We start from the raw sequence: 19,267 nt of genomic DNA, 5'->3' as shown, positions 1-19,267 counted from the left end.
CATAAGCATGCCCATTTAGAAGCACCTTGTGTAACATATGTTTGACAACTCTAGAGTTTATAATAAATTAATGTATATTATACATTGATTATTTTGAAAGGGGTTATGATATGGTGTTAGAAAATAAAAACAGATTTGCCTTAAGAAAAAAATCTTTTGGCTTATGTTCAGTAGCAATTGGTTCATTTATAGTAATGAGTTCATTTGGCATTACACAAGCTTCGGCTAACGAATTGACTGATGAGAATTTTTCTCATGCAGTAATTTTAGAGGAAGTAGTAACTAAAGATCAAGCAGTAACTGAAGAAGAAGTAGTAACTGAAGAGCAAGCAGTAACTGAAGAAGTAGCAGTAACTGAAGAAGAAGTAGTAACTGAAGAGCAAGCAGTAACTGAAGAAGTAGCAGTAACTGAACAAGAAGTAGTAACTGAAGAAGAAACAGTAACGGAAGAGGAAATTCATTTAAATCAAATAGAAGAAGCTTCATCACTTAATTCAAACAGTAATGAACTTGAATTACAAGAGAAACCTCAAATTGTTACAGACAATGGCGTTCAATTTCAGCCAATGCAAAATTATAATCAATTTCAAAATTTTCCCTCACAAAATGTTATTTCCTATACAGGAGGTGGAGTTGATGTAACTCCACTTGAAGCGAAAAAACTGGAGACGGGAGATATTCAGTATTCTTTCCAGGTCTCTTTTGCAGGAATTACAAGTTCGGATCATGTCCAAACCGCAACATCTTATAGTTTAGTGGTTCCTTCTCTATTAAAAGATATTAAAATCACACAAATTGGGACATATGATGGGGATAAATTAAAAGATGCAGCAGGTGATTGGCACTATACGGATATTAAAAAAACACATGATGCAGCAGTTGATATTTTATTACCATTAGAAATGATTAAAGAGTATGAAGGAGTCGAGTACCCAGCTTTATCAGATGCCTTTGATCTACGTGATCAACTACTAAGAGAATATACTGGGGATGAGTATAGTTATGCCGGAAAATTCGGTAATCTAGCAACATTGGATGAAGTGCGCGCCTTAAAAGCTAAAGGATTTGATTATTTACCTGGAGGCATTGTAGATCGAGGCTACACGGCAACACACTCATCATATCAACCTAAAGGAGAAATGTTTACTTCTACGAAAGGATACGCTTCTCCGGAAGAAGCAATCAAGCAATTCAAGTTAAGTCAAAATCAAGAATTGGATGATGAAGGCTTTAGCACAGTTCGAAGATTTGCCATTAATTCAGGAACTCTTTCCTCTCGTTTTCCTATTGCTATTCGGTTGGATTATGTTGTGACAAAAGAACAGGCTCAAAAGACGCCTATTTTACCACTATGGGCTGGATTAGAATGGCGAGCTTATTTTGAAAGTCGTGAGCCGGATAGTCATGAAGATGGATCTCAAAATTTAACTTCTTATGGTGATTTCACCTCTGCCTATCAATTCTTAGCGCATCCTGAAGTCATTCAAGAAACCCAACTATCAAAAGATGGATTGGCAGGGACACAAGTTGGCCTTAACCAATATACAGGTGACTGGAAAATGATCGGCAATGATGTGACAAGTTCTACTTTTAATTATGTAGAAACATTCAATTTGCATAGTAATCCATCAATAACCTATTATGCTTCAGAAAACGGATGATTATCGGGACATTGCAGCTGTGCAATATATTCCTGAAGATAATCTACCGTTGACACCACTCAATGAAGTGCCAACTCTCACTGTTAAAGACATGCGTATTGCTCAAGGTGATAATACTTTTACCTTAGGTTCATTAATTTCAGACGCACAAGATGCTGAAGACGGTGATTTAAAAGAGTCCGTTGTGATTACCAGTGATGGAGGCTTCAACCCAAATGTTCCTGGGGAATACACGATTACTTTTAAAGTAAGGGATAAAGATGGCGCAACTATTACTAAGTCATCTCTTGTTACAGTTTCACCAAAATGGACCTCAATTAATGAAGCACCAACCCTCACCGTTGAAGACATGCGTATTGCTCAAGGTGATAATACTTTTACCTTAGGTTCATTAATTTCAGACGCACAAGATGCTGAAGATGGTAATTTAAAAGAGTCCGTTGTGATCACCAATGATGGAGGGTTCAACCCAAATGTTCCTGGAGAATATACAATTACCTTTAAAGTAACGGATAAAGATGGGGCAACTATTTCTAAATCAGCAGTCGTAACTGTAGAGGAAGAAATGACACCATTGACGCCACTTAATGAAGCGCCAACACTTAGTGTTAAAAATAGCACCATTGCTCAAGGTGACGAAAGCTTTACTTTAGAATCGCTTATTGAAAAGGCTCATGACAAAGAAGATGGTGATCTGATTAACGAAGTTAAAATCTTTGACAATGGTGGTTTTGATGTCAATGCACCAGGTCAATATACGATTATATTCATGGTCACTGACGAAATGGGTGCAAGCATTACTAAATCAGCAGTAGTGACTGTTTCACCAAAATGGACCTCAATTAATGAAGCACCAACGCTCACCGTTGAAGATATGCGTATTGCACAAGGTGATAATACCTTTACTTTAGCTTCATTAATAACAGACGCACAAGATGCTGAAGATGGTGATTTAAAAGAGTCCGTTGTGATTACCAATGATGGAGGGTTCAACCCAAATGTTCCTGGGGAATACACGATTACTTTTAAAGTAACGGATAAGAATGGTGCAAGTGTTACAAAGTCATCTGTTGTTACTGTTTCACCAAAATGGACTCCATTTAATGAGGCACCAACACTCAAAGTAACAGATCAAACAATCACCCAAGGAGATGATGTCTTTACCTTAGAATCACTCATTCAAAAGGCTCATGATACTGAAGATGGCAACTTAATTGACGAAGTTGAAATCGTTGATAATGGTGGGTTTGATGTCAATACAGCGGGTCAATATATTGTTACTTTTAAAGTAACGGATAAAGATGGGGCAACTATTTCTAAATCAGCAGTCGTAACTGTAGAGGAAGAAATGACACCATTGACGCCACTTAATGAAGCGCCAACACTTAGTGTTAAAAATAGCACCATTGCTCAAGGTGACGAAAGCTTTACTTTAGAATCGCTTATTGAAAAGGCTCATGACAAAGAAGATGGTGATCTGATTAACGAAGTTAAAATCTTTGACAATGGTGGTTTTGATGTCAATGCACCAGGTCAATATACGATTATATTCATGGTCACTGACGAAATGGGTGCAAGCATTACTAAATCAGCAGTAGTGACTGTTTCACCAAAATGGACCTCAATTAATGAAGCACCAACGCTCACCGTTGAAGATATGCGTATTGCACAAGGTGATAATACCTTTACTTTAGCTTCATTAATAACAGACGCACAAGATGCTGAAGATGGTGATTTAAAAGAGTCCGTTGTGATTACCAATGATGGAGGGTTCAACCCAAATGTTCCTGGGGAATACACGATTACTTTTAAAGTAACGGATAAGAACGGTGCAAGTGTTACAAAGTCATCTTTAGTGATAGTAGAAGTTAAAGAAGTTGACCCAAACGTTCCATCTAACCCTAATGATCCTACAGACCCAGAGACACCTGAAAGTCCAGAGACACCTGAAAGTCCAGAAACACCTGAAAGTTCAGAAACACCTGAAAGTTCAGAGACACCTGAAAGTTCAGAGACACCTGAAAGTTCAGAAACACCTGAAAGTCCAGAGACACCTGAAAAGCCTAACCCTCAAGCACCTAATGGTGAGATGGATGAAGCTTCCGTTTTACCAGCAACAGGGGATGCAGGAGCATATGCCATCTTCTCTGGAGCTGCCCTTTCTATTTTAGCTGGATTGTTCCTTACAATGCCTAAAAAGAAAGAAAACGAAGAATAATACTAAATAATTTGAATAGAAACCTAAGTTTAAAGGCGAATTCAATTTCGGCTTACTGAAACTTAAGATTGATGCATTCAATTTATCTTGAAGGGGGCTGAGACAAAAGGTCTTCTCAGCCGCTTCAAAATATACAGCGAGCCTAGATTGGAAAGTTACTTTCCAATCTAGGCTCGCTGCTTTGCGTATTTACTTAGATTATTGGTCATAAATATCATCCCTATATCGGTCTTCACCTTATTTTTACCGCGAAGATGAAGCCGAGTGAAACCTAGTCAGTAAAGAGCGTCTCATCTATTTTTGGCGCTGATATCTATTAATCAAGGCCCCCGTACTATTGATAGGATTCCATTACCATTTACTTTTGGAGTTATGCTAAGTTTGCTTTTCATCTTTTTACTGGTTAGAGGCTATGTGAATTGTCACCGTTTTAAAAATAAGATAATGTATATTATGTAAACCTATATAAATAAATTGTATTTCAAACTAAAAAGCCTAATAGAATGATTCTATTAGGCTTCTAACGAGACGGACCAAGCTATGATTAAAGATCTGATTCAACGGCTGACTCTTCTATTGAGAGGTCACTTATAGTTTCGTCTTGAAGAACTGTTTGCTCAGCATCAAGTTGAGTTTCTTCAGTTTCAGCGTCATCTGCCGATTTCTCAACCGTTGTTTCTTCAATTTGTTCAACTGATGTTATTTCTTCTTCAATCGCTTCATCTGTAGAAAGCTCTTCAAAAGTATCGCCGACAATCACTTCTTCTACGGAAGCTTCTTCACTCTGATCTTCACTAACACTTTCTTCATCAGCTTCAATCGCTTCATCCACAGCAACTTCATCATTAAGAGCTTGGATGGTAGCTTCTTCTTCAGTGACTTCTGTTGCAATCACTTCTTCGGTTTCTGTTATCTTATCATCAAACAATAATTCTAATTCATGAATCATTGAATAGACATCTCTTAAAGTAGAATTTGGATTTAATTGAACCCCAACTGCTTTTGTAAGTGTCCGATTGATTTTAGAATATACTTCATAAGGTTGTTTACCGAGAACTTCTTTATCCCGTCTAAATCTTGTATTCCAAATCACTTCATCTAGGATTGATTGAACATAAATATTAGCACGAGAATCTAAATGAAGATCGGGTGTATGGGCTGCTTTTGTTTCTAAAGCTTGCAATTCAGCCATTCTTTTTTCAATTTTTTCTTTTGAAGCAAATGGGTCTGATAAAGTAACTAGTGTTCTTGTAATTGCAAAACCATAATCTTTATGTATAGATAAATCTTTATTTTTGAGTTCACTTGTTGCATAATCAATGGACTCAATAATGTTTTTTAAAGCATTCATCCGGCTACCAATTGAGTTTAGGTTAAATATAGTATCTGATTGTTTTATCCCATTTAACTCGCCACCGAGTTTATCGATTAACTTAAAGGCTTGTTCTAATGATTTTTCATATTTTTTAGAAAGAACTCTTTCAGAAATTTTTACCAGTTTATCTTCTTCAATTTTTAATTCTTCTAGATCTGAAGCAACCTCATGATCTTTTACAATGTCTGGAAGTGTCAAGTCTTTTGATACGATTGATCCCACTTCGTAACCTAAAATTGATTGAAGTTTTTCTTGTAATTGTTGAACGGATAAATTAATATCCTTGACAGTCGATTTTGGATCCAACTGCACACCTACGGCTTTAGTAATTGTTTTATTAAGATCATTATACTGTTCAAAAGGAAGTTTACCTAATATGTTTTTATCTCTGATAAAACGTGTATTCCAAATGGCGTTATCTAATTTAGCTTTTACATAGATTGTTGCAATGTCCTCTTCAGTTAAATCTGGATAATCATTGATGGCCTCTTTTAGATCTAAGATTTGTTGTACTTGATGATCGATTGAAGCTTGTGAAGAGAATGGGTCTGCTAAAGTGATTAAAGCTTTAGTGATTGTATATCCCATGTCTTTATGGGCATGGCTGACTTTATTAGTAGCTTCAGTCGTTGCGTATACAATTCCATCAATGATCGTTACTAATGCTTCAATCCGACTTCCAATTGTATCAACCTTTAATGGAACTTTGCCCGCTATGCTTGCTTCGAGAGTGGCTTCTTTCTTGATGTTTTCAACCAATTTTGAAGCTCTTTCAAGGATATTTTCATAATTTGTACCCGCTAAAACTTCTTTCAGATGCTTAATTTGCTCTTCTTTATCTTTAATTACGAGCAGATCTTCCTTGTGATCAGCTACACGATCACGTTTAGTGACTTCTACAACTTTACCTTGTAAGGCTTGATTAAGTTGACTTTCAATTTCAGCCACCGCTTGGTCGATTTCTCCAACGGTTGATTTTGGATCAAGTTGAATTCCTACTGCTTTTGTGATTGCGCGATTTAAAGAATGATAGACATTGGCACCCATCTTACCTAATATTTTTTCATCCCGAATAAAACGCGTATTCCAAATGGCTTTATCTAATTTAGCTTTTGAGTAAATAGTTGCTGTATCTTTTTCACTGAGATCTGGTAGAGCAGCTGCCTCACTCTTGGTTTCTCTCAATTCAGCAATTAATTTCTCAATGCTATTGTTCGAAGAAAGCGGATTCAACAGAGTGTATGTAAGATGTGTAATTTTTAATCCCATCATATGGTGGGCATCGATTATTTTATTATTCAAATGATTAACGGAATAATCAATTGCCTCAATTACTTCTGTAATAGCAGTTAGACGTGGCCCTATTGAATTTAAAGCATAAATTGTTTCAGGATTTATACCCTCGCCTTTTGCTATTGCAGTAGCGTCTGAGATGACTGTTTCTAAAATATCAAAACTTTTATTTAGGAGATCTTCATAGGGAGTCCCTAAGACCGTTTGTTCTAATGCTTCTAATTTGTCTTTTTGATTTACTATTTCTATTGCTAAATCTTGTACATTTGCACTATAAGCTTGCGAAGTATTTGACGCTTCTTCTTGTGCGTATATTGATTGTTGTATCAGAGGAGTTCCAACACTAGCTAGCAATAATGCACTTGAAAAAATGATTGACATTTTTCTCATAAATACCACCTCGATCTATTATGATAAAATAATTATAACACGATTAGAAAAAAAATCAATATTTTATCTCGAAACAGTTTGATACAAATTGTTTATATTAAAATGCGTAATATGTTCGTTCTCAAACCCTCCCATTTAAAATAAAAAAGAAACAATCTAAAATGTAGATTGTTTCAGGATTTGATACTTTATTCAATGGATCAATTATTGCTCATTAATCAGCTTCTCAACCGTCATAAAGTCTTTTGAGGTTCCCAGTATTACCAACATATCCCCTTTATGGATGACCGAATGAGGTTCAGGATTTCCAAGAAAATCACCCGAATCTCGAATAATTCCAACTATATTAAAGCCATGTTTAGCTCTCACGTCTAAATCGATTAGACTTTTATCCACCCATAATGAAGGGGTGGTTACTTCGAAGATGGAATAGTCATCAATAATATTAAAATAATCAACAAGATTCTTAGAGGATAAACTATAAGCTAATTTACGGCCACTTTCTTTTTCTGGAATAATCACTTTATCAATGCCAACCTTTTTAAGAACTTTGGCATAATAATCGGTAGAAGCTTTGCCGATGATTGTTTTTACACCGATTTCTTTTAAAGTGATGGTAGATAATATAGACGCTTCTAAATCCGATCCAATTGCAATAATGGCTGTTTGGATATTCGCTAGCCCTAACTCATGAAAAACCTCAATGTTTTTGATATCTGCGCAAATTGCATGGGTTACATAAGGAGCGATTCGGTTGATGCTTTCTTCATTATGATCAATAATAATCACTTCATGTCCTAATTTCATTAAATTCTCCGCTAAACTACGCCCAAATCTTCCGGCGCCAATCACTAGATATTCCTTCACATAATCACCCCACTAAGATACTTTCTTGTGCTTCGCGATAATTGTTCGAGGCTTTGGATTTGAAGAAGACAAACACCATCGCCATGGGTCCAATTTTACCAAAAATCATGGTAAAGATTATCACTATTTTACTCATCACACTTAAACTGGCTGTAATTCCTTGGCTTAATCCCACTGTACCATAAGCAGAGATAATCTCATAATAAAGATTAACCAGTGACTTATTAGGTTCAAAGAGGGTAAGCAAGATTAAAGCGATACCCACCCAAGAAAAAGAAAGAAAGAAAATGGCCAGTGATTTCAATATATTCTTCCTAGGAATCCGACGTCTAAAGACAACGGTATCTTGACTTTCGCGCAAATACGACAGAGTATAAAGAATTAATAAGGCAAAGGTTGTAACTTTTAAGCCACCGGCTGTTCCTCCGGGTGCCCCCCCAATAAACATCAGTAGATTCGTCACCAAGTAGCTCGGGGTGCGTAAGCCTCCTTGTTCGATCGTCGCAAAACCAGCCGTTCTTGTCGTTACCGATTGAAAAAAAGCCGCAGTAAATTTATCCACAAGATTTAAGGGTCCTAACGTACTAGGATTTTGCCATTCAACAACTAAAAAGAATAAGGCAGGTAAGATAATTAAAAGACTTGTTGTCACTATAACAAGTTTTGTATGCAAGCGAAGAGGCTTTCCATTTAAGTAATGGTGGATTAAATTTCTGCTAACTGAAAAACCGAGTCCCCCTACTATAATTAAGAACATTAGTACGATATTTATCCAATTATTATCGACATAGCCCATAAAACTTTGGTCACCGATAATATCAAAGCCGGCATTACAAAAAGCAGAAACAGAGTGAAAGATACTATTGATGACGCCTTTAATGACCCCATATTCAGGTATAAATTGAAAGCTTAATAAAACAGCACCAATGGCTTCAATAATTAAAGTAGAATAAGCGACATACCGCACAAGGTCTGCTACCTCACTAAAAGTAGTGGTGTTTTTTTCTTCTGCTAAGAACTTACGATTAGAAAAAGACAGCCGTCTCCCCATTAACATACCAATGGTTCCCACACCGGTCATGATTCCAATACCGCCTATTTGTATGAGAATTAAAATGACCGTTTTACCAAATGGCGACCAATGACTTGCGGTGGTTAAAGTCGCTAGACCCGTGACGCAAACTGCAGAAGCGGCTGTAAAGATACTATCAATCAATGAGGTCTGCACACCCTCATTAGTTGCAAAAGGTAATTTTAAACAGAGGCTCCCAATTAAGATGAGGCCCAAGTAGCTATAGAAGAATAATTCAGCAGGATTGATTGAAATGAGATCTTTTTTCCACTGGTTATAGACAAGCATGACTTTCCACCCTTCTGTGCACAAAAGTTAGTTATATCGTGGTTTAGCTTTTTTAATTTTGCTATTCCTATAGTAGTGAAAAAAAACAGGAATTTCAAACACAAATTACTCATTGTTTATTTTGACCAGCAACTTATCAATAGACTCATTTTACCCTAGAAAAGCTACGATTAGCTTTTTTTCTTTTGATGAATAAAACTATAATAGACAAGAAAATAAATAAGCTTAACGCAATCGTAAGCCATAACTTCCATGGAGATGGCTGTCTTCTTGTTATTGTCTCTTGAACGCTTTCTTTCGGATATGGAATACGTTTACCAATAACCAATAAGCGATGACTATTAATCATATAGGGTGTGCAGGTTAATAAAGTTACTCGATCTTCTGCTTCTTCAATTTTGAGGGATTCAAAATCATTAGGTTCAATCACTTTGATTTCAATCACTTGATAAGCTAAATCATCGCGCAAGTTATGGAGGAAAAATAAGTCGCCAACTTCCATTTTGTTTAAATCAGAAAATAATTTGGCGCTAGGTAAGCCTCTATGAGCTGTAATGACGCTATTTGTTCCTTTACCACCAACAGGTAAGCTGGTTCCTTGGAGGTGAGCGGCTGCTTTTTGTAAGACTTCTTCAGTCGCTCCTGCATGGATAGGTAATGAGAGATCAATCTTAGGAATATCGATAAAGCCTATCTGTTCATTGATTTCGAGCATGCGAGCATATTCTTTAATTCCTTCCTTTTGTTTTTTGGTAAAAGGATCCACCACGCCATTCATACTAGGAAGGATGGTCGAATTATAAGCATGGGCTAATTCAATCCGACGGTCTAATTCAGTTTGTGATATTTTGATAGATTGGTCCCTAAATTCTTCTACTTGCGTTCTTGCCGCTTGGTTATGAATATAACGCGCTACAAAAGGATAGGCGACCAAGGTCAAACCCAAAAGGAAAATAAAAATGTTTAAAACAGCTTTGATATTTCTTCTATTGATTGTAGCCACCTACTTTCCATTGTCAGTCTTTTTTCGATTATACAGCCAAAAAAGAATAGTAAGTAGTAGTAAAAGTAACAGGAGTAATAAAAGCCAGCGGTACTTGATAAAGAAGTTCATAGAGGTCTTGCGGTCTTTTTCAAATTCATCCTCTACATAAGGAATACGGTGTCCTCTAACCAGTAGGCGGTGACTATTGATCATATAGGGGGTACAAGTAATTAATGTCATATAATCATGCTCTGGAACAATATCAAGATATCCTATTTCATGAGGTAAGATGACATCGATTCGATCGACTTGATAGGCTAAAGTTTCATTTAAGTTGTTAAAATAAAAGACATCATCTATTTTTAACTTGTCTAAATGCGAAAATAAACGTGCATTCGGCAACCCTCGATGCCCTGTAATAACTGCATGGGTGTGAAGTCCACCTACCGGCAGACTTGTCCCTTCTAAATGTCCGATTCCTTTTTGCAGCACTTCTTCACTGGTTCCAGCAAAAACTGGTAAGTATTCATTTATTTTAGGAATATCAATGACACCAATTTGTTCATTAATCTCCAACATATGCGCATAGGCTGCACGTCCTTCTTGATGATCTTTTTCTGAAAAAGGATCCGAAAGCTTTGAAACGCCCTCTTTTTTCTGACTTAATTGGTCGTTGTAGGCTTGGGCAAGAAAAACACGTCGGTCCACTTCTTGTATAGACAGTTGTTGCACAGCCTCCTTATAGCTATTCACTTCCACGCGTGAGGCTTGGTCATAGAGGTAACGTGAAATAAAAGGATAGCATAAAGCTATCCCTCCCATTATAAAAAGTAGATTATAAAAAAAGAGTTTAATTTTTTTCTTCTTCATAAAGTTTACATGAAATCCTTTCTGTACCAGTTGTCGACTTATAAAAAAGAATGGATAAACCGATGGTTATAAAAAGAAAAGCAAGGTAGAAATAATTAGTTTTACATTCTCCTGTCGTTGGTAAAAAGCCAATATCACTTGGTTTAGAAGGTCGGTTAATAGGAATATCTTGCTCTTGCTTTGATGCTTCAACTGGATGGTTGACGATCTCCATTACAGTATAGTTCCAATAACTCTGACTGGTTATTTCAAAGGGAATGGCTTGTTCAAAGGGTTGGTATTTTAGACCTTGTACAATGGGGGCTTCGATTTCGATAAGATAGTATTTTCCTAAGGGCAGATTGTTGACTTCAAAATATCCTCGTGAATCAGATTCTACAATGTAGAAAGACCCTTCTTTCGAAGAGACTGGTTCGAAGAGGCGTTTTTTACTATTCCAAGTGACTACTTCAAAGCGTGCACCCATCAAGCCTTGCGCCGGCTTTTTATGGTTGACCTTTCGGAAATGTTGTCCGCCCTTTTCAAGCCCTTCTTCAAATGAGCTTTCATCTGTAGGCTCTGTGGTTGAGTCTTGAGAAGTCTCTTTAGCAATCAGATAATTTTTAACTAAAACTTCAGTAACTTCACCAGCCTTAATAGTGAAATGTATTTTTTTTGAAAGCTGATACCCATCGACCGTTTTTAGTTCAACTAATACATAGTCTCCTTCTGGTAATGAAGCGAGAGTGATTTCACCAAGAGAATTCGACTTCAATTCAGCCTTGCCCGAAGGATCCGTTGTAAAATGCCCTTCTTTAAACAACATTGGCTGGTCTGAATTCGCTGCATAAATATAAAAAGTAACATTCGCTAAATTCTTCCAATCATCCATTTGGTTAGTGGTCACTTCACCGATCACTTTGATTTTTAGGTAGCCCGTTTGAACGCGCTTAGGGAAAACATCAACTTCAAAAGCGTTTTGATAAGGCAAATCGATGATAAATGGTACCGTACGTTCTTCTTTTTTACCGGCTTGATTGATTTCTAATCCGTAATAGCTACCATCCGGAAGCCCGTCAATAATGGCTAGAGAATTTTCATTCGTTTTTGAAGAGTAAGATTGTTTAAATAGATGATCTAATTCACTAACTTTCTTTTCTTTTAAAGAAGCGATATCTGCTTGAGAATAGGTGGGATCGACCTTCCATACTCTATATTCTCTTATTGTTTCACTATCAACAGAATGAATGATCAAGCGATTGGATGTGGCTGAAATATGATTAAACGGTATGATCATTAAGGTAAAAAGCATCAATAGAAATGTAGTAAGTTGTTTAAATAACTTCATATCATACCTCCTAGTTTGAATATCCTTTGTTAAGGGAAATAGGCCTATTTCCCTTAACAAAGGATGGAGAAAATCTCCATACCTTAAATTCTTAATCGTTTAGGCTTCTTCTTTGGCCTTACGACGACCATAAATTGCAAGGAACATTAGTAATGCGCCTGCTACGATGAAGATGACAGTCCCCATACCACCAGTTGCTGGGATAGATGGACGTAAATTATTAGTAATCTCAAGTTTTTGATTATCTTTTTCTACTGAAAAATTAACAGCATCGGCTAACAACTGATAACCCTCCGGTGCTTTAGTTTCTTTAACTGAATACTGCGATGGTTTAGTTCCCTCATTTCCTTGCGCTGAGTATGCCAGTCCGTCAATTGAAAAATTACCCTCGGCATCAGATTTTAATTGGATAACCTTACCAACCATTGCATCTGGGAATTTTGGATTACTCTCGGCATTGTTAAGGGTGATAAGATGTTCGTTCCACTTCATCGGAGCATTATCTTCTAAGACAGTAAAAACAGCTTCTGAAAGAGCTTTCTTATTGGAGTCAACTTTTTGAAATTCTTGACTTCCGTATTTGATCGAAACATCATTTGAAGCGCTAGTAGTCTCTTCTACCACACTATTATTGTAAGTAATTGTTGCATTGTTTGTAATTGGTGTATCAGTAGATGAGTGAGTGCCGTTAAGGTAGGCAGTAAAACTAACTTCAATAAATGGTGCTTCATTTGTATTGGACGAAATACCATCGATTTCATTATCAGCGATTTTATTTCGATTTGCTAAAGGAACTTGAGAAGCGATTTGTTCGATACCCTTTGGTGTTAAAGCAATACTTATAGTTTGACCACTGACTGAATAATTGAAATGATCTTCTATAATTAACGTTTCATTTCCCACCTTAATCGTCGGTTTAAGGTCATCATGCTTAATCGTTAAGGCCGGATCTAACTGGTCTGTAAAGGTATATTTTGAATATTTTTCAATATTTGTTGGGATGGTTCCTTTTAAAATATATTGAAAAGCTTCGCCAACATTGAATGAGGCTTCATTAAAACCTAACTTAGCAATATCCTTACCGATAACCGGAAAAGCACCTGTGACGTTTTTAGGATAAATATGAATATCTTTAAGATATTCACTACCGTCAAATTTAGTCATTGGAAAAGCAATTACAAATGGAACCGCTAATGACTCCGTTACGGAATTTGGTTTTTTTGTTTCAAAAACAGCAAAGTATTTAGGGTTAGCAGGATCAACATTTACTGTCCATTCAACCGTTCCATTTGAATCGGTTTCACCGAGAAGCTGGCCTCCAGATGCTGGCTGGGTAGGCTTTGTACCAGCAATTGCTTTATCATAGCTATCTTTATCAATTTCATAAGCTGTAAAGCTTACTCCAGATAAGGGTTTTACATTGGTACCGAGAGTAGAAAGGTCTGTAATTATTGTCCCGTCCTGGTTTGCTTTTGGCAAATCAGAATTATATGAATCTGCTTGCAGTTTATGAATGGTTACCTTTGCATCGAAAGGTTCTGTTGCAAATACTGAAGGGGCCTGAGTTAAAATGTTCGAGAGTCCCAAAATAAAAACAAGGACTGCTGTTAATAAGTTGCTTTTTTTCATGTGTTTACTCCTTTTCATGTGTTTTTTTTGATTGAAGATAATAAAAACTTGTTAAAGCCATTAATATGAAGCCGGAAACTAGATAAATCAGCACCCCCGTTCCTCCAGTAAGTATAAGGTCATGCGATTGGTAATTCATTACAACAATTTCATTGTCATTACCGTCAGAGCTTGTATCTCGTTTGCTAATAAAATCGACTTGCTTTTCATCCAATATGAATTCCGCTTGGCCTGTTTTATTCCCTTGGGAATCGGTACTTTCAATAATTTCAATAGTTAATGGTTGTCCCAGGAGCTTATAGCCTGCAGGTGCCTTTTCTTCATATAATAGGTACTTTCCAAGAGGTAAATCTTTAAAGACGATGGAATTATAATTATTCTGGCTAACGACTTGATCAATAAGACGGTGATCTTTATTATCCTCAGCTTTAGATTTTAAGCGAAAGATGCTGCCAGTTATTCTTGTAGTAGGGTCCTCACCGTCAATTTTATTGAAACTAAAATCCGTCCTGATAAGTTCATTAATCACAACATAGCCCTTATTAGCATCTAAGACGATTGCATTTTCGTTCTTAATTAAATCATCCGGCATTATAGAGACGTTGTTACTTCTATCTACTTGAATGATAACTGGCTTAACAATTTTTCGATAGCCATCTGGTACAAAGCTTTCATCCAGATGGAAATAAACATAATTCTCCTCTGTTCTGATGGGACGATAATTAGATAATTCTTGGTTAAAACTAACTCTTCCATTGGTATCACTGGTAACTGTCCAGCTTTCATGACTCGAACTTAATCCACTTGCTGGGTCCCCTTCCATACGGGTCAATGTAAAGCCGGCACCAGCTATAGCATTGCCATAGTCTCCATTTTGATTATTAATATCATCCCGTTTCCAAAATTCAATTTCGATCGGATGGAAACGGTTGATCACTCTCGGAATGCCATCACTGCTTTCGAAATTCCAATGGGCATCAGATTGGGAAAGCCAAGTTAATTCTCCCTTGTCAGAAACTTCTACTTTTGCACTGATACCTCCTCCATTTATTGTCTCATAATTAACAGGTGATTGGGTTTCTACAACTTCATAAGTTTTGCCAACTGGCAAATTCTTGAATGCAAGCAAGCCATCTGCTCCGGTTACTTTAGTAGCCAAAGCTTGTCCGACTCGTTCTTGTTTTTGTCTATCGTACTCATAAATTTGAAAGCTTGCACCTTCTAAAGGGGGCATTGACTCGATAGACAGACCTTCATTATCATCTGCTACTTTCTTTAGTTGGATATTGGTGGGGTTTTGACGATTAATGGCAAAATCTAAGCGATAGTTGCCAGAGTCGTCTTTTGTTAAGAAGTCCTCCTCATCAGTACCTTCTATACGGGTGATGTGAGGGCGTATTCCTCCTGCATCCGAAACAATCTCTATTTGATAGACATTATTTGACCTTAAATGAGTGTTGGGACTACTCAATTCCCTTAATTCATATTTACCTGTTTCTACATCGGTAAAACCTGCTGTTCCCGTCGCATTGGTCGTGGCTGTTTGTAGATAATCTTTTCCTTCTATTCCCTTTAGTTCAAATTGCACACCAGCTAAAGGAATAACCGGTTGCGTAAAAGGATCCAACTCTTCCCCTTTTTCACTATAGCCGTATTTCACAATTTTAAAGTTCGAGTCCACTAGGTTTGAAACGGTATAGCCTTGATTGTCATCTCCAGTGAGCAATTGATTGTATTCTGGCAGTATATCCGCAATATATTTATTGTCTAGCGTATCCAATTTTATCTCAATAATATCATAGGCATCGCTTTGGGCAACATAACCTGGTGGAGCTTGTATTTCTTGTAAACGATAGAAACCTAGGGGGAGATCGTTAAAAATGACTGTGCCATCTGAAGCTGATTGAGCGATCAGAGCAGTCTGATTCGAGTCCTCAATATATTCACCTTGATCATTCTTGATAACAGGCGTTAAAGTAAACTTTGCCCCTTCTAACGGCAAGTCGTTAAGTCCCACCTTGGTGAATTGAATGGTATAGGTTAAGAGTTTGTTAGTCATTTTGATCTGATCCTCTGCCCCATCTACGACACTTGAACCAGTAAATTCGTCTGATCCAGTAGGGGGTTCCATAGTGACTTGTCCAAATTCATCTGTTGTAATTTTCCATGTTGCTTGACTCTTTTGATACCCTAAAGGTGCTCGAATCTCTTGAATAGTAAAGGTTGAATTAGGTTGAGTGGCTGTTCGATTGAGAGTCACTCGCCCTTTTGTATCACTTGTCTTTATTAAAACCTCTTCAGTTTTAGCGTCATTAACCACACGGAATTGAGCCCCTGATAAAGGCTTGCCTTTTTCATCTACCTTAAAGAAGGAATAGGATTCTCTAGTATTGCTATATTCATAAAGATTAGAAACTGGATTGCGTTTTAAAAGGGGTTCCACTTCTTTTTGTGTGTCTAAGTTAATTGTTTGAATATTTTTAATTATTAACCCGCTATTATCTGCTAATAATTCCAAATCAAAAAGGGTTTTTAAATGTTGTTTTACATAGCCAGGCGGTGTTTTTGTTTCTATTAATTCATAGGAGCCGACTCCTAAGTCCTCAAATTGAACCTCTCCACTGGAATCCGTTGTGACTGAAGCAATCTCAGCTTCAAAGGGCTGTGTTTGTTTCAAATCAAATTGAGCCCCAGCTAAACGGCTTTCATTTAAGCCAATTTTTGTGAACTTAAAATCAAGTGTATGTTCTTGATTGATAAGATTAAAGCTTTGGCTATCATCTGTAGAATTTATCTCACTAATATTGCTTGTATTGCCTTGTAAACGGATCTTGCCATCTGCATCCACCACCAGGGTCCACTTGTTATTGTGAGGCAAATAGTAGCCAATTGGGGCCTTGTCTTCAGTTAAGAGATAACTTCCCTCTGATAAGCGACTGTATTCAAAAATTGCTGACGAATTGCTAGTTTCTTTTGGAATTACTGTTCCATTAAGTGTTTTTAATGTAAATTGAGCATCTTCAAGTAAATCGCCTTGTTTATTAACTTTGCGGATTCTTAAACGATTGGGTTTGTTTTCTAAAATGGGAGGGGTATCCCCTAGCGAAGTAACGCTTCCTTTATAGGATTGGCGAAAATTTCTGGCGAAAACGGCTGATTTATCCTCGTTTTGATCAATATCAAATAAAATTGTTTTCTCACTTTCAAGGTACCCATCAGGCGCATTAATTTCTTTGAGTTCATAGCTACCATAGCTCAACTTAGTAAAATCTAACTTTCCTTCTTGATTAGAAATTACGGTCTGACTAAAGGAAGGATCCCCCTCTTTACTTAAGCGATAGACTGCATTCGCTAAGGGTTGTTGCGTTTCTTGGTCAACTTTTTTAAAAGTTAAATCCGTCAGCAATAACTCCAGTCGGATTAGTGCGGCGTTATTTAGTACCTCACGACCATTTTTGGCAAATGGACGATAAATATTATTATAATCAGGAGATAAAGTACCATTGGCTGAAAGATTGTATGCTCCATAATAACTGCCTTCTTTGGGGTCGAATTTATTTGCAACAAGACTTGGATTCTTTTCTAGTAGGCCAATTTTAGGCGGTGCATACCCATTAGGTGTACTTATAAGCTTGACATAAAAGTAAGGGTAACTTCCATCTCTTGGAACGTTGTAATAAGCAGTATAGCCATTAGTCCCTGTATATGAAGTTGGTTGGGAGTCGTCATTTACAAGGCTTAGATCAAAGGTAAACCAATCTTCTTCTGTTCGATTATAATGAAAAAGCTTTACTTCTACATTAGGCGCCGGATTATCAAACTGGTCTAAGGCTAAGATATTAAATTTATTTGAGACGGGTGTGGTAGAATCCGTTGCTGATCGTGCTTGGATATTAGAAAATCTTGCTATTACTTCATATTCTACAGGTAATTTAATGGTTTCACCGTCAGGAAAAGTGATGGATAAAATGGTTTGGAAGACCCCTGTTTGCGAAGTATCTATGGCTTCCTCCCATTCGTACAGCACTTCTTTCGATAAATCACTGTAATTTTCGACTACATTTTCCGCTAACAAAGGTTGATCGACTTGAACAAGAATTTCATCTTTTAAGATCGGCTCAGGATTTAGCTGAGTACTTTTATCTTTTGTTTGATCTTCTTGACTTGATTCTTTATTTTCTTGATTTATAGTAGTTGCATTATCATCAACTATCGTGACTGTTGTTGATTCTTCGTTTGTCGCTAATTCTTTATTATTGTCATCGTTTTTAGGAACAGTTTGCTGGGCAGTAATCTTCCTATTCGAAAAAAGCGTAACGGCTTTAACGGTAAAACTTTTACTCATCGAACCTGAACGATCTACCTCTGCTTGCAGTGTATGTTTAAAGTAAGCTTTTGGTATCCAAAATTGATAAACTTCTTCATTAGCATTCGCTTTGAATCCGACTTGCCAAAGTTTCTCTTTTTCTTCATTATAAGGATTTTCTGGTGCTAATGGTTCTTCCATTGTAAAAACTTCAGGTTCTACTAAATCAGCTTGACTTGGGGCTTGTGGTTCAACTAGGTCGGAAGGAATTTCAAGACCACTCTCAATTAGTTGGTTATATTGTGTCCAGTATGCTTCTAGTTCTTGCTCATAATTTGCATATTCTAGCTGATAAGTCTCTAGGGCTTCTTGGTAGGCTTGCCACTCAAGATCATTTTGCTTTTTGGCTTCCAGATAAGTTTGGTATTTTTCTTCGTAATGAACCTTATCCTGCTGATAGGCCTCCATCTCTTCGCGGTATTGCATAAAATTCTTAATAGCCCTATTAAAATCTGATTGCTGATTCACTAATCGCATGGAAATAGTTTCTTCTTGATTGGTAATAAGTTTAAATGAATGGACTTGTTCAAATTCAGCATCTGTTTCAAACATTATAAGCTGATCACTTGGTTCCATATTATTGTTGCTATTCAAAAATATTTGCCAAGTAGAAGGATTATTTTTTAATTGAAGAATATTCGGGTCTATTGCTTCTTGGGCATAGGCCGTAGTGAAAGTTTTAAAAGGAATGGTTGATAGAAGCAATAGGAGCACTAACATAGTATTCCAAAGGGTTTGTGAATATTTTTTCAATTTTATCACCTCTTAATCGTTGTGTATTCTATAACTTAATAGCATTTTAAGATCATAATCAATTGCATAGCTTTCTTCAAATATTATATCTAAAAAAACAGTTCCATTGCAAATAAATCTATAGCATTTATAAAAAAATTAAACATTAAGAGCAAAAATAACTATGAATCCGA

The 19,267-nt window shown here is 36.7% G+C and carries 10 protein-coding genes; 2 read left to right on the top strand and 8 right to left on the bottom strand.

What is annotated here, in order from left to right:
* Positions 1 to 110 precede the first annotated feature (110 nt).
* Positions 111 to 1,661, top strand: coding sequence for a YSIRK-type signal peptide-containing protein (locus ACQV2S_RS04040; RefSeq protein WP_428885057.1), 1,551 nt, complete (start codon positions 111 to 113; stop codon positions 1,659 to 1,661).
* Entirely contained in the window at positions 1,642 to 3,879 is a 2,238-nt protein-coding gene (locus ACQV2S_RS04035; RefSeq protein WP_428885056.1) for an immunoglobulin-like domain-containing protein, read from the top strand. Before ACQV2S_RS04040 ends, ACQV2S_RS04035 begins: the two co-directional genes overlap by 20 nt.
* A 544-nt stretch (positions 3,880 to 4,423) precedes the next feature.
* Here the strand turns inward: ACQV2S_RS04035 and ACQV2S_RS04030 are convergent.
* The 8 genes from ACQV2S_RS04030 to ACQV2S_RS03995 form a co-directional block, all read right to left on the bottom strand.
* Positions 4,424 to 6,937 (bottom strand): CAMP factor family pore-forming toxin, encoded by a 2,514-nt coding sequence (locus tag ACQV2S_RS04030; protein ID WP_428885055.1) that lies wholly within the window; start codon positions 6,935 to 6,937, stop codon positions 4,424 to 4,426.
* A 204-nt stretch (positions 6,938 to 7,141) separates the two neighbouring features.
* On the bottom strand, positions 7,142 to 7,804 hold the full coding sequence (locus ACQV2S_RS04025) for a potassium channel family protein (RefSeq protein ID WP_428873353.1): 663 nt from the start codon (positions 7,802 to 7,804) through the stop codon (positions 7,142 to 7,144).
* 4 nt (positions 7,805 to 7,808) lie between these two features.
* Entirely contained in the window at positions 7,809 to 9,164 is a 1,356-nt protein-coding gene (locus ACQV2S_RS04020) for a TrkH family potassium uptake protein (RefSeq protein WP_428885054.1), read from the bottom strand.
* Between the two features lie 145 nt (positions 9,165 to 9,309).
* On the bottom strand, positions 9,310 to 10,167 hold the full coding sequence (locus ACQV2S_RS04015) for a class C sortase (protein WP_428875258.1): 858 nt from the start codon (positions 10,165 to 10,167) through the stop codon (positions 9,310 to 9,312).
* The gene (locus ACQV2S_RS04010) at positions 10,168 to 11,019 is read right to left on the bottom strand and encodes a class C sortase (protein WP_428875257.1); all 852 of its coding nucleotides are present in this window, start codon (positions 11,017 to 11,019) and stop codon (positions 10,168 to 10,170) included.
* Entirely contained in the window at positions 11,000 to 12,346 is a 1,347-nt protein-coding gene (locus ACQV2S_RS04005; protein WP_428885053.1) for an MSCRAMM family protein, read from the bottom strand. The genes ACQV2S_RS04010 and ACQV2S_RS04005 overlap by 20 nt, the downstream gene beginning before the upstream one ends.
* Before the next feature lie 99 nt (positions 12,347 to 12,445).
* Positions 12,446 to 13,975 carry a SpaH/EbpB family LPXTG-anchored major pilin gene (locus ACQV2S_RS04000; RefSeq protein WP_428873358.1) on the bottom strand — a complete coding sequence of 510 codons (1,530 nt, stop codon included), beginning with the start codon at positions 13,973 to 13,975 and terminating at the stop codon, positions 12,446 to 12,448.
* 4 nt (positions 13,976 to 13,979) lie between these two features.
* A complete protein-coding gene (locus ACQV2S_RS03995) occupies positions 13,980 to 19,094 on the bottom strand; it encodes a SpaA isopeptide-forming pilin-related protein (protein WP_428885052.1) in 5,115 nt (1,704 codons plus the stop codon).
* Positions 19,095 to 19,267: the final 173 nt, after the last annotated feature.

The sequence above is a fragment of the Facklamia sp. P13064 genome (genome assembly GCF_050409425.1).
Classification (GTDB): Bacteria; Bacillota; Bacilli; order Lactobacillales; family Aerococcaceae; genus Facklamia.
The sequence above is the reverse complement of the archived record's forward strand: the minus strand, read 5'-3'. Positions and strand labels throughout refer to the sequence as shown.